General features: G+C 65.3%; 13 protein-coding genes and 1 riboswitch. Of the genes, 6 read left to right on the top strand and 7 right to left on the bottom strand.

Going from position 1 to position 11,805, the window contains the following annotated elements:
* Window positions 1-142: 142 nt before the first annotated feature.
* The 6 genes from mlaD to VF497_RS14050 all read right to left on the bottom strand — a co-directional run bounded on the left by mlaD (window position 143) and on the right by VF497_RS14050 (window position 4,481).
* Window positions 143-652, bottom strand: a complete 510-nt coding sequence (mlaD, locus tag VF497_RS14075; RefSeq protein ID WP_330889781.1) for an outer membrane lipid asymmetry maintenance protein MlaD — start codon at window positions 650-652, stop codon at window positions 143-145.
* Between the two features lie 15 nt (window positions 653-667).
* Window positions 668-1,435: a lipid asymmetry maintenance ABC transporter permease subunit MlaE gene (gene mlaE / locus VF497_RS14070; protein ID WP_330889779.1), complete on the bottom strand. Its 768-nt coding sequence runs from the start codon at window positions 1,433-1,435 to the stop codon at window positions 668-670.
* Window positions 1,432-2,271, bottom strand: a complete 840-nt coding sequence (locus VF497_RS14065; RefSeq protein WP_330889777.1) for an ABC transporter ATP-binding protein — start codon at window positions 2,269-2,271, stop codon at window positions 1,432-1,434. Before VF497_RS14065 ends, mlaE begins: the two co-directional genes overlap by 4 nt.
* Before the next feature lie 129 nt (window positions 2,272-2,400).
* Entirely contained in the window at window positions 2,401-2,976 is a 576-nt protein-coding gene (nudK, locus tag VF497_RS14060; RefSeq protein ID WP_330889776.1) for a GDP-mannose pyrophosphatase NudK, read from the bottom strand.
* 7 nt (window positions 2,977-2,983) lie between these two features.
* The gene (gmk, locus tag VF497_RS14055) at window positions 2,984-3,598 is read right to left on the bottom strand and encodes a guanylate kinase (RefSeq protein WP_330889774.1); all 615 of its coding nucleotides are present in this window, start codon (window positions 3,596-3,598) and stop codon (window positions 2,984-2,986) included.
* Between the two features lie 4 nt (window positions 3,599-3,602).
* Entirely contained in the window at window positions 3,603-4,481 is an 879-nt protein-coding gene (locus VF497_RS14050; protein WP_330889772.1) for a YicC/YloC family endoribonuclease, read from the bottom strand.
* A gap of 169 nt (window positions 4,482-4,650) precedes the next feature.
* On the opposite strand from VF497_RS14050, the gene rph reads away from it, so the two are divergent.
* The 5 genes from rph (at window position 4,651) to VF497_RS14025 (ending at window position 9,553) form a co-directional block, all read left to right on the top strand.
* A complete protein-coding gene (rph, locus tag VF497_RS14045; protein WP_330889770.1) occupies window positions 4,651-5,382 on the top strand; it encodes a ribonuclease PH in 732 nt (243 codons plus the stop codon).
* Window positions 5,375-5,971: an RdgB/HAM1 family non-canonical purine NTP pyrophosphatase gene (rdgB, locus tag VF497_RS14040; RefSeq protein WP_330889768.1), complete on the top strand. Its 597-nt coding sequence runs from the start codon at window positions 5,375-5,377 to the stop codon at window positions 5,969-5,971. Before rph ends, rdgB begins: the two co-directional genes overlap by 8 nt.
* Window positions 5,968-7,140 (top strand): radical SAM family heme chaperone HemW, encoded by a 1,173-nt coding sequence (gene hemW / locus VF497_RS14035; RefSeq protein ID WP_330889765.1) that lies wholly within the window; start codon window positions 5,968-5,970, stop codon window positions 7,138-7,140. The genes rdgB and hemW overlap by 4 nt, the downstream gene beginning before the upstream one ends.
* Complete coding sequence (locus VF497_RS14030) at window positions 7,137-7,337, top strand: CPXCG motif-containing cysteine-rich protein (protein ID WP_330889763.1); 201 nt, start codon at window positions 7,137-7,139, stop codon at window positions 7,335-7,337. Before hemW ends, VF497_RS14030 begins: the two co-directional genes overlap by 4 nt.
* Window positions 7,338-7,374: 37 nt before the next feature.
* Window positions 7,375-7,583, top strand: a riboswitch (cobalamin riboswitch).
* A gap of 125 nt (window positions 7,584-7,708) precedes the next feature.
* On the top strand, window positions 7,709-9,553 hold the full coding sequence (locus VF497_RS14025; protein ID WP_330889761.1) for a TonB-dependent receptor domain-containing protein: 1,845 nt from the start codon (window positions 7,709-7,711) through the stop codon (window positions 9,551-9,553).
* On the opposite strand, the gene VF497_RS14020 is transcribed toward VF497_RS14025, so the two are convergent.
* Window positions 9,537-9,662: a hypothetical protein gene (locus tag VF497_RS14020; RefSeq protein ID WP_330889759.1), complete on the bottom strand. Its 126-nt coding sequence runs from the start codon at window positions 9,660-9,662 to the stop codon at window positions 9,537-9,539. The two genes, VF497_RS14025 and VF497_RS14020, sit on opposite strands and share 17 nt — an antisense overlap.
* 144 nt (window positions 9,663-9,806) lie before the next feature.
* Between VF497_RS14020 and VF497_RS14015 the strand changes: the two genes are divergently transcribed.
* On the top strand, window positions 9,807-11,805 hold a 1,999-nt coding region (locus tag VF497_RS14015; RefSeq protein WP_330889757.1), incomplete at its 3' end, for a S8 family peptidase.

Below are 11,805 nucleotides of genomic sequence, written 5' to 3'. Positions count from 1 at the left end.
ACGACCTGGTTCGGCGCGGGCGTGTCCGCGAATGCGGGAGTCGCCGTCGCCAACGCGAGTACACAGAGCAGAGAATACAGAATGCGCATACGTCACCTTTTCAATGTTCGCGGATGCCCATGCATCCGTCGTTCGTCCCTGCCTACGGTTTCGCCGCGGGCTTTGCGGTGTCGTCGGCCTTGCCGGCGCCCGGCTTGTCGCCGCTGCCGACGAGGTACTTGCCGATCAATTCCTCGAGCTGCATCGAGCTCTGCGTCAACACGACTTCGTCGCCGTTCTTGAACATGTCCGGCGAACCGCCCGGCTGGAGCGCAACATACTGGTCACCCAATAAACCGCTGGTGAATATCGCCGCGGCCGAGTCATCGGGGATTTGGCTGAAACGCTTGTCGATCGACAGCGTGACGAGCGCGTCGAGCTTGTCCGGTTCGAGCACGACGTTCGCGACCGAACCGACGCGCACGCCGGCAACCTTGACCGGCGCGCGCAGCTTGAGCTGGCCGACGTTGGTGAAGCGCGCCTTGAGATCGTAGCTGTCGCCCTGGCTGAAGTTCGCGACTGAAGTCGTCTGCGTCGCGAGGTAGGCGAGCGCGGCGAAACCGAGCAGGATGAACAGCCCGGTGCCGACCTGGAAGGATTGTCGTTGTGCCATCGTTGGTCCCTTGCCTTACATGAGGAAGGCAGTCATCACAAAATCGAGCGCGAGCGTCGCGATCGAGGAAAACACCACGGTGCGCGTCGTCGCGTAGGCTACGCCTTCGCTGGTCGGCGCGGTCGTGTAGCCTTGGAAGGTCGCGATCAAGGTGCAGACCGCGCCGAAGGCGACGCTCTTCCACACGCCGTTGATCACGTCCTTCCACACGTCCACGCTCGAGGTCATGTTCGACCAGAACGTGCCGTTGTCGAGGCCGAGCCAGCTCACACCGATCAGATGCGCGCCGAAGATGCCGAGCGCGTTGAACACGCAGGCGAGCAGCGGCATCGCGACGAGCCCGGCGATGAAACGCGGGGCGACGACATAGGCGAGCGGATCGACCGCCATCATCTCCATCGCCGAGATCTGGTCGGTCGCACGCATCAGCCCGATCTCGGCCGTGATCGAGGTGCCGGCGCGACCAGCGAACAGCAGCGCGGTGACGACCGGCCCCAGCTCGCGGTACAGCGACAGCGACACCACCGTGCCGAGCGCCGCGGTGCCGCCGAAGATCGACAGTACATAGTAGAGCTGCAGGCCGAGCACCATGCCGACGAACAGGCCGCAAGTCATGATGATGGTCAGGCTCATCGCGCCGACGAACCAGATCTGGCGGATCGTTTCCTTGATGTGACGCAGGCTGGCGGGGACCGCCTTGAGAATCTGCAGCAGGAACAAGCCGCAGGCACCGACTTGGGCGATGCCGTCGACGAGATAGGAGGGCTTGCGCACGGCGCTCATGCCAACCCCAACTGTGCGGCATAATCCGGCGCCGGATACTGGAACGGCACCGGACCGTCCACCGCACCGGTGAAGAACTGCTTGGTCCACGGCGTCTCGCCTTTGGCGAGTTCGTCGGGTGCGCCGTGCTCGGCGATCTTGCCGCCGGCGATCAGGAAGATGCTGTCGGCGACCTGGCGGATTGCGGCCAGCTCGTGCGCGACGAGGATGCTGGTGACGCCGAGCGTGTCGTTGAGCGTGCGGATCAGTTTCAGGATCTGGTTGAGCGCGATCGGATCGAGGCCGACGAAGGGCTCGTCGTAGATGATCAGCATCGGATCGCGCACGATCGCGCGCGCGAGCGCCACGCGCCGCATCATGCCGCCCGACAGCTCATGCGGCATCAGTTCGGCCGCACCGCGCAGACCGACCGCCTGCAACTTGGTCAACACGAGATTGCGCACGAGCACCTCGGGCAGGTCGAGATGCTGGCGCAACGGAAACGCGACATTCTCGAACACCGAGTAGTCGGTGAGCAGAGCCGAATTCTGGAACAGATAGCCGATCTTCTCGCGCAGCGCGAACAGTTGCGCACGGTCGAGTTTGACGACATTCTTTCCGTCGACCCACACCTCGCCCGCATCGGGCGCAAGCTGGCCGGTGATGTGGCGCATCAGCGTGGTCTTGCCGGTGCCGCTTGGCCCCATGACCGCGGTGATCTTGCCGCGCGGAATGTCGAGATCGACCTTGTCGAAGATGATCTTGCCATTGAGCACGGTCGACAGGCCACGGATCCGGATCAATGGATCAGGAGTCGGGGCATTGCCGGCAGTGGGCGCTTGCGGTTCGGTGCTCATCTCAAACAAGAAAACGGCGCATGACGCGCCCGGATGCAGTCACCTTACCGGAAGGCCGCAGGCAACGGAAGCTGTGTGAAATCGCGGTTAAGCGCGTCGTCAGGCGCGCGCGTGCAAGCCACGCAAGATTCACGCCGCGAACAGATGCAGCGCGGCGTATTGCAGCAGCATGATCGTCTTGCCATCGCGGATAGCGCCACTGCCGATCGCGGCCAGCGCCGCGTCGAAATCCATCTCGACTACTTCGATGTCCTCGTCGTCGACGCCGCCGCCATCGCTTACGCGCGCGGCCGCCGAGTACTCAGCGACGAAGAAATGCAGAATCTCGGTCACCGATCCGGGCGACATATAGGCTTCGAACACCTTGCGCACTGCGCCGACCTCGTAGCCAGTCTCCTCGCGCGTCTCGCGGCGAATCGCGTCCTCGGGGTTGTCCGCGTCGAGCAGACCCGCGCAGGTCTCGACGAGCATGCCCGAGGCATTGCCGTTGACGTAGGTCGGCAGGCGGAACTGCCGCGTCAGCAGCACCATGCGGCGCTTCAGGTCGTAGAGCAGGATCGTCGCACCGTTGCCGCGATCGTAGGCTTCGCGCGTGCGCTCCACCCAGGTTCCGTCGGATTTGCGCATGCGGTACGTGATCTTGCGCAACACGTACCAGTTGTCAGAAAGGACTTCGGTCTTGACGATATCGATGTCGGGATTCACGCGCGAATCAATCCTTGAGCAGGTCGGCAAGCAACGCGGCGAAGCGCTCGCGCTGATTGTTTGCACGCAGTTGCCGCGTCGTGACGATCGAACGCAGGTCGGACAGCGCGGTCGCGAAATCGTCGTTGACCACGATGTAGTCGAACTCGACCGCATGCGCGATATCTTCGCGCGAATCGGCGAGGCGGCGGCGGATCGTCGCCTCCGAGTCCTGCGCACGCGAGCGCAGGCGGCGCTCGAGCTCGACGCGCGACGGCGGCAGGATGAAGACGCTGACCGTATCCTGCATCTGCGCGCGCACCTGGCGCGCGCCCTGCCAGTCGATCTCGAGCAGCACGTCCTTGCCCGACGCGAGCGTGCGCTCGACCGCGGTGCGCGCCGTGCCCTTGAGATCGCCGTGCACGACGGCGTGCTCGAAGAACTCGCTGCGCTTGATCATCTCCTCGAACACGCCGCGCGAGACGAAGTGATAATGCACGCCGTCAACCTCGCCCGGCCGCGGCAGGCGCGAGGTGTAGGACACCGACAGGGCGATGTTCGGCTCGCGCTCGAGCAGCGCGCGGGTAAGGCTGGTTTTGCCGCCGCCCGAGGGCGCGGCGATGATGTAGAGGGTTCCCGACATCGGCCTATTCTATATTCTGCACTTGCTCGCGCATCTGCTCGATCAGCACTTTCAGCTCAACCGCGGCCTGCGTGGTGCGCGAATCGACCGACTTGGAGCCGAGCGTGTTCGCCTCGCGGTTGAATTCCTGCATAAGGAAATCCAATCGTCGCCCTGCGGGCTCGGGCGAACCAAGAATGCGCCGCGCCTCGGCGATATGCGCGGTAAGGCGGTCGAGCTCTTCGTCCACGTCGATGCGCGAAAGTTGCAGCACGAGTTCCTGTTCGAGCCGGCTGTTGTCCGCGCGCAGCGATTCGGTCGACTGCATGATCTCGGCAAGCTTGGCTTCGAGTCGCGCGCGCAATGCCTTGCGGATGTCGGGCAGCCAGCCACGCACGTCGGCGACGATGCGCGCGATGCCGTCGAGGCGTTCGCGCAGAAAGCCGCCGAGGCGTTCGCCCTCGCGCGCGCGCGTCGCGACCATGTCGGCGAGCGCGCGATCGAGCAGGTCAAGCGCCGCTGCACGCAGGCCTTCCTGATCGACTTCCTCGCGCTTGAGTACGCCCGGCCAAGCCAGCAGGCTGGCGAAATCGACATTGAGCTTGGGAAAGCGCTCGGCGAACAGCGCGGCAGTCGCTTCGAGCTTGTCGAGTATCGCGTCATTGAGGCGAATCTCGCTGGCCGCGGCCTCGCTTGCGCGAAAACGCAGGTTCAGGTCGACTTTGCCGCGCGTGAGCTTGGCCGCGACGCGTTCGCGCAGCGCGGGCTCGATCGCGCGCAATTCGTCGGGCAGGCGCAGGCCGAGTTCGAGATAGCGATGGTTCACCGAGCGCAATTCGAAGCCCAGCGCGCCCCACGGCGTGTCGGCGTCGGCGCTGGCGAAGGCGGTCATGCTGCGGATCATGGGCGGTGTCGCTGCGGAATTCGGAGGCGAAGTATAGCGGGACGCCAGGTATGCAGCCCGAAATGGGCGCGGAAAGCTGCCATTTCGGCCCTCGCGCGGAGCGGCGAGCAAAAATTTTCTCCGCTCAAACTACAATACCGTCCCTCGACGACATGACGACTGCAATCCGATGACGAATTTCCAACGCCCCAGCGGCCGCGCCGCCGACCAATTGCGTGCGGTCACGATCGAACGTAGCTACACGCGCCACGCCGAAGGCTCGGTGCTGATCGCGTTCGGCGACACGCGCGTGCTGTGCACGGCCAGCGTCGAGGAAAAAGTGCCGCCGTTCCTGCGCGGCAAGGGCGAGGGCTGGGTCACGGCCGAGTACGGCATGCTGCCGCGCGCGACCAAGGAGCGCACCCAGCGCGAGGCCGCGCGCGGCGGCCAGGGCGGACGCACGATGGAAATCCAGCGTCTGATCGGTCGTTCGCTGCGCGCATGCGTCGACCGCGCCGCGCTCGGCGAACGCACGATCACGCTCGACTGTGACGTGCTCCAGGCCGACGGCGGTACGCGCACCGCCGCGATCACGGGCGCCTACGTTGCGCTCGTCGACGCGGTGAACTCGCTGACGAAGCGCGGCGTGCTGAAGAAGGCGCCGATCCTCGGTGCCATCGCCGCGATCTCGGTCGGCGTCTACCGAGGCACGCCGGTGCTCGATCTCGACTACCCCGAGGATTCCGCCTGCGACACCGACCTCAACGTCGTCATGAACGACGGCGGCGGCTTTATCGAACTGCAAGGCACGGCCGAAGGCCACGCGTTCCGCCGCGACGAGCTCGATGCGCTGCTTGGCCTCGCACAGAAGGGAATCAGCGAGCTGCTGCAGTTCCAGCAAGAGGCCTTGGCAAGTGCGTAAGATCGTCCTGGCGAGCAGCAATCCGGGCAAGCTCGCCGAGATCCGCGAGGTGCTTGCCGACAGCGAAATCGAACTCGTCGCGCAAAGCGAATTCGGCATAGCCGACGCCGAGGAAACCGGCATCACGTTCGTCGAGAACGCACTGCTGAAGGCGCGCCATGCCGCGCGCCTGTCCGGCCTGCCCGCGCTCGCCGACGATTCCGGCATCTGTGTCGACGTGCTCGGTGGCGCGCCGGGCCTGTACTCGGCGCGCTACGCGGGCGAGCACGGCAACAATGCTGCGAACAACGCCAAGCTGCTCGATGTGCTGCGCGATGCGCCGGACGACCAACGCAGCGCGCACTTCCATTGCACTCTCGTCCTGCTGCGCAGCGCCGACGATCCCGCGCCACTGATCGCCGAAGGCCTCTGGCGCGGACGCATCCTGCACGCGCCGCAGGGTGACAAGGGCTTCGGCTACGACCCCGTATTCTTCACCGAAGCGCAGGGGCCTGCGGGCGAACTCGATCCCGCGGTCAAGAACCGCGTCAGCCACCGTGGCCTCGCGCTCGCGCGCCTGCGCGAGTTGCTCGACGCAGAAAAGCGATGACGCTGCCTCCGCTCTCGCTCTACATCCACATCCCATGGTGCGTGCGCAAATGCCCGTACTGCGATTTCAATTCGCACAATGCGCCGGATGCGCTGCCACAGCGCGAGTATGTCGACGCGCTGCTCGCCGATCTCGATCGCGACCTGCCATTGGCTCACGGCCGGCCGCTGCGCAGCATCTTCTTCGGTGGCGGCACGCCGAGCCTGTTCTCGCCGGACAATATCGGACGCATTCTCGACGGCACGAACGTGCGCCTCGCCTTCGCGCCGGGCATCGAGGTCACGATGGAAACGAATCCGGGCACGGTCGAGCACGGCGATTTCGCCGCGTATCGCCGCGCCGGCGTGAATCGCCTCAGCTTCGGCGTGCAGAGTTTCGACGATGACGCACTCAAGCGCATCGGCCGCATCCACGATGCGCAGCAGGCCGAGCGTGCGATCAAGCGCGCGCAGGACGATGGCCTCGACAATCTCAACCTCGACCTGATGTATGCGCTGCCGCAGCAGACGCTGGCCGGTGCACTGGCCGACATCGATCGTGCGATCGCATTCGGCACCCCGCACCTCTCGCACTACCAGCTGACACTCGAACCGAACACGCAGTTCGCCGCGAATCCGCCACCGCTGCCCGACGAGGACAGCGCCTGGGACATGCAGGAAGCCTGTCAGGCGCGCATCGCCGCGGCGGGTTTCGGTCACTACGAGGTGTCGGCCTATGCGCGGCCGGGGCGCGAAAGTGCGCACAACCTGAACTACTGGCACTTCGGCGACTATCTCGGTATCGGCGCCGGCGCGCACGGCAAGTATTCGAGCCTTGACGCGACCGACACGCTGCGGGTGCGGCGCCGCTGGAAAGTGCGCGCGCCGCGCGGCTATCTCGAACATGCGCAATCGGAACGCGTGATCGGTGGCGACGACGCGGTCGCACGCGAGCAGTTGCCGTTCGAATTCATGCTCAACGGATTGCGCCTGGCGGGAGGAATCCCGCTTGCGGATTTTCATGCAACGACCGGGCTTGGCCTCGGCGCAATCCAGTCGCAGATCGACGAAGCCGTCCGGCGCGACTGGCTTTCGATCGAAAGCCACCGGCTGCACCCGACCGAATCGGGCCAGCGTTTCCTCAACGACCTGATTACGCTGTTCCTGCCGGACAAGGGCCGCGAAGCATGAGCGACATGGCACTCGAATTCGTGCGCATCGATTGTCCGTACTGCGGCGAGAGCTTCGAGACGCAGGTCGATCTGTCCGCCGGATCGCAGAGCTACATTGAGGATTGCGCCGTATGCTGCAAGCCGATCGAGATCGCCTTGCGCGTCAGCGACGAGGGTGAGTTGTTGGGCGTCGAGACGCGTACCGATCGCGATTGACGGGGCTGCGATGCTTGCTTCGCAGCCTCCCCCTCCCTACACTGCGCGCCTCGCAGGTGCCCGGACGAGTCCTTGAAATCCGGGTGAAACGGGAAGCTGATGTGAATTCAGCGCTGCCCCCGCAACGGTAAGCAAGTTTTGCTTCGATCACGCGCCACTGTGCATGCGCATGGGAAGGCGATCGATGAACCGGGCCGATGCTCGGTGCTTGCAAGCCCGGAGACCGGCCTGCGTCGGGATCGCGTCGCGATCCCATAGCTTGCGTTGCGGTGGGCAACGGACGGGCGTATCGCGCGTCGTCCGCACGCCGCTACTCCTCTCCGAAACCTCCCGCGCCGCGCCTTTCAGCGGGTGTGCTTTCGGAGTATAAAATGTCGCAAAAATCCCTTTTGTCCCTCGCCGTCGGCGCCGCACTTGGCGGCGGCCTCGTCCATGTCTCGATCGCGCAGGCTCAGGAAGCGCAGTTGCAACCGACCATCGAAGTCACCGCCTCGCGCGTTGCGCAGACGGTCGATGCGAGCCTGGCCGACGTGTCCATCATTACGCGTGCCGACATCGAGAAGATCGGCGCGCCCGATCTGATCGAAGTGCTGCGCCTGCAGGCCGGCGTCGATGTCGCGCGCCTCGGCGGAGCCGGATTTCAGACCAGCGTGTTCCTGCGCGGCACGAATTCCAACCATGTGCTCGTGCTGATTGACGGCGTGCGCGTGGCCTCGGCGAACACCGGTGCGTTCGCGTTCGAGAACCTGCCGCTGGACGCGGTCGAGCGCATCGAGATCGTGCGCGGCCCACGCGCGAGCTACTGGGGTTCGGACGCGGTCGGCGGCGTGATCCAGATATTCACGCGCAAGCTCGACGGCGCGCATCTCGCCGCGAGCGTCGGCAGCTACGGCAGCGCCGACGGCAGCGTCGGCTATGGCATGCAGACTGATGCGTGGGGCGTCTCGGCGCAGGCCGGCGGCCGCAACGTCGACGGATTTTCCGCCTCGAACGTGCTCGCCGGTCCCTACGTCTACAACCCCGACGACAACCCGATGCAGAACCACAACCAAGTCGCGCAAGCCTGGTACAAGCTCGGCACGCAGACCTTGTCGGCGAGCGCGTTCCGCAGCGTCGGCACGCAGAGTTTCGACAACGGCGACTTCGGACCCGGCATTTCGCACACGCTCGACCAGGCCATCGGCGTCAACCTCGAAGGCGCGATCACGGCCGACTGGCAGCACCGGCTTGCCGTCGGCACGACGCGCACCAATATCGACACGCCCGCGTTCGGCTCGGCCTATCGCTCCACGCGCGAGCAATTGTCGTGGACCAACGATTTCGCGATCGCCGCGAATCAGCACCTCATCGCCGGCTTCGACAGCGTGCACGATCGCGGCCGCAGCCTCGACACCTTCGGCGGCACGACGCAGTACGACAAGACGCGCGACAACAGCGGCGTCTTCGCCGGCTGGCGCGCGCAGGCCGACGCACTCGACGGCGAAGTTTCGGGCCGCTACGACCACAACAGCGATTTCGGCGGCGAGTTCTCCGGCTCGATCGCGGGCGGCTACCGCTTGAGCGACAGCCTGCGCCTGACCGCGAGTTATGGCACCGCGTTCAGCGCGCCGACGCTGAGCCAGCTCTACTCGCCCGGCTACGGCGGCTACTACGCCGGCAATCCGCTACTCGACCCCGAGCGCTCGCGCACCGGCGAGATCGGCCTCGAGTGGAAGGTCGACGCTTCCAATCGCCTCGAAGCGCGCGCGTTCACCACGCGCGTGCGCGACCTGATCGATTTCTCCGGCGGCGCCACGTTCCAGGCGATCAACATCAATCACGCCGCGATCGACGGCCTGGAGCTGACCCACAACTGGCACGCCGGCGCGTATTCGTGGACGAACACGCTGACCCTGCAGGATCCGCGCAACGAGGACACCGACGCGCAGCTGCTGCGCCGACCGAAGCAGAAATTCAACAGCGTGTTCGATGTGCAACTGAGCGACACGTTCAGTGCCGGCGCGGAACTCGTCTACGCTGGCCGCGCGGACGACTTCGACGGCAAGCTCGGCGCCTACGCCATCGTCAACCTGCATGCGAGCTACGCGGTTAATCCGCAGTGGCGCATCGGCGCCCGTCTGGAGAACCTCGGCGACAGGGACTATCAGCTCGCCTATGGCTACAACACGCCGGGGCGCTCCGGTTATCTGACCGTGAGCTTCACCCCGCAGAAATAAATCGTTTGCCGGCAAAAGCCGCAGCCGGCGGTGCACTCGCATCGCCGGCTGTGTACGCAAAAAACGCCGAAGACTTGACAATTTTTTTGCCAACTTCGTCGCTGTGCATGAGGAATTTCCCCTAGTCCCGCTGGGTGACTTCCCCGATACCCCGGAACATCCTCCGCCCGCATGATGATGCCACCGCGTCGCTGAATTCGGAGACGAATACAGGTGACGCGCACCGTTCTGTCCAATCTTTTCGGGGCATCTCATGCACAAACGTAACCTCAGCAGCAATCGTCTTGCGCTGGCCATCGCCGGCTGCATCCTCAGCAGCAGCGTCTTCGCCGATGCGCGCCTCGCCTCGGACCTGCAAACCGCTCTCGCCACTGCCACTCCGACCGACAAGCTCGAAGTCGTCGTCACCTTCAATCAGTCGGCGGCGCCGACCGCTGACCAGGTTGCGTTCCTGCGCGGTCTCGGCATCAATCAGGCCGTGACCATGCAGCGTCTACCGATCGCCGGCGCGATCGCGACACCGGCACAAATCCAGGCGCTGGCGGGCCGCAGCGATGTGCTGTCGATCTTTCCGAACAAGCAGCTGAAGTTCTACAACCAAGAGTCGCGCGAAATCACCGGCGTCGCGCGCGCACAGGCAAACCCGGGCGATTTCGGCCGCCCGACCCCGTACAAGGGCTTCGGCGTCGGCGTGATGGTCAACGACTCCGGCATCGACGCGACGCATCTGGACCTGACTTACGGCGACCACGTCGTGCAGAACGTCTATGCCGCGCTAAACCTGTACAACCTCGTCGGCGACCCCGCTCCGGTCACCTATGTCGAGGGCGTGCCGAATACCGACACCTCGTCCGGCCACGGTACGCATTGCGCCGGCATCGTCGGCGGCACCGGCGCGCGCTCGAACGGGCTGTACGCAGGCGTGGCACCCGGCGCCAAGCTGGTCGGCTACGGCTCGGGCGCGGTGCTGTTCGTGCTCGACTCGATCGGCGGCTTCGACTACGCCTTGGTCAACCAGTTCCGTTTCGCCGCGCCGATCCGCGCAATTTCCAACTCGTGGGGCACCTCGGGCAAGTTCGATCCGACCGATCCAGTCAATATCGCCAGCTACGAGGCCTACAAGAGCGGCATGTTCGTCGCGTTTGCGGCCGGCAACGACGGTCCCGGCGAGGACACGCACAATCCATACGCGCAGGCGCCTTGGGTGACCTCGGTTGCTGCCGGCGACAAGCAGGGCAAGCTCGCCGACTTCTCCTCGCGCGGCGCGCGTTTCGAATCCGGCACGTTCACGATGCCCGACGGCAAGCAATGGACGTACTACAACCAGCCGGTGATCACCGCGCCGGGCGTTGCTGTCATCTCGACGCGCGACAACCTCGGCGCGCTGCCGCCGCTGGCCGCGCAGGACGATGCCAATCTCAATCCGGCGTACATCCCGTTCTACACCACGATGAGCGGCACCTCGATGGCCACGCCGCACACCGCCGGTATCTCGGCGCTGCTGCTCGAAGCCAATCCGAACCTGACGCCCGACCAGGTGAAAGACCTGCTCAAGCGCAGCGCGACCAATATCCCCGGTTATGCCGCATGGGAAGACGGCGCCGGCTACGTCAACGCCTATGCCGCGCTGAGCGAGGCGTCGGGCGCGCGCAGCGGCTTCGGCAAGACAGTCAACAGCCTGCGCACGTTCAATGCGAACGCGATCGAAGCCGACGGCGGCAGCGTGCCGTTCTCGGTCGCCTTCTCGCCGGTCGGCACGACCGGGGCGCAAACCTTCCAGGTCAGCAGCGACACGGCCTGGGTCAATGCCAGCGCGACGCCTCCGACCGGCCAGACCGTGGCGCTCGTGCTGATCGATCCGGACGGCAACAAGTACGGCTCGTCGATCTCGTTGCCTCAGGAGGCGCCGAACGTTTCGGTCGGCGCGCCCGGCAAGGCCGGCACGTGGACGGTCACCGTGCGCGGTATCGGCTCGGTCAGCGGCACCGGGCTTGACCCGGCGCATGTCACCAACGGCTATGCAATCCCGGGCACCGTCACCGGCACGATCAAGTTCACCAAGGCGAGCGGCTACACCGGCCTTGGCGATATCGCCGGCAGCCCGGCCGCGGGCGCGATCCAGCACGGCGTCGCGCATCGCCTAGTCGATGGCGAAGCGGACGGAAAATTCCATCCGACCGACAACCTGCTGCGCTCCGACCTCGCCGAATATCTCGTGATGGGCGCGGGCATCCGTCAGTCGCTGCCGAAGA

The sequence above is a fragment of the Rudaea sp. genome (assembly GCF_036383415.1).
Taxonomy (GTDB): Bacteria; Pseudomonadota; Gammaproteobacteria; order Xanthomonadales; family Rhodanobacteraceae; genus Rudaea.
Note: the sequence above shows the minus strand (reverse complement) of the source record. Positions and strands in the feature narration are given on the sequence as shown.

What these genes read in the sequence shown, in the direction of transcription:
- mlaD (WP_330889781.1), bottom strand. Translation starts at nt 652, where the DNA reads ATGGCACAACGACAATCCTTCCAGGTCGGCACCGGGCTGTTCATCCTG.
- mlaE (WP_330889779.1), bottom strand. Translation starts at nt 1,435, where the DNA reads ATGAGCGCCGTGCGCAAGCCCTCCTATCTCGTCGACGGCATCGCCCAA.
- VF497_RS14065 (WP_330889777.1), bottom strand. Translation starts at nt 2,271, where the DNA reads ATGAGCACCGAACCGCAAGCGCCCACTGCCGGCAATGCCCCGACTCCT.
- gmk (WP_330889774.1), bottom strand. Translation starts at nt 3,598, where the DNA reads ATGTCGGGAACCCTCTACATCATCGCCGCGCCCTCGGGCGGCGGCAAA.
- VF497_RS14050 (WP_330889772.1), bottom strand. Translation starts at nt 4,481, where the DNA reads ATGATCCGCAGCATGACCGCCTTCGCCAGCGCCGACGCCGACACGCCG.
- rph (WP_330889770.1), top strand. Translation starts at nt 4,651, where the DNA reads ATGACGAATTTCCAACGCCCCAGCGGCCGCGCCGCCGACCAATTGCGT.
- hemW (WP_330889765.1), top strand. Translation starts at nt 5,968, where the DNA reads ATGACGCTGCCTCCGCTCTCGCTCTACATCCACATCCCATGGTGCGTG.
- VF497_RS14030 (WP_330889763.1), top strand. Translation starts at nt 7,137, where the DNA reads ATGAGCGACATGGCACTCGAATTCGTGCGCATCGATTGTCCGTACTGC.
- VF497_RS14025 (WP_330889761.1), top strand. Translation starts at nt 7,709, where the DNA reads ATGTCGCAAAAATCCCTTTTGTCCCTCGCCGTCGGCGCCGCACTTGGC.
- VF497_RS14020 (WP_330889759.1), bottom strand. Translation starts at nt 9,662, where the DNA reads ATGCACAGCGACGAAGTTGGCAAAAAAATTGTCAAGTCTTCGGCGTTT.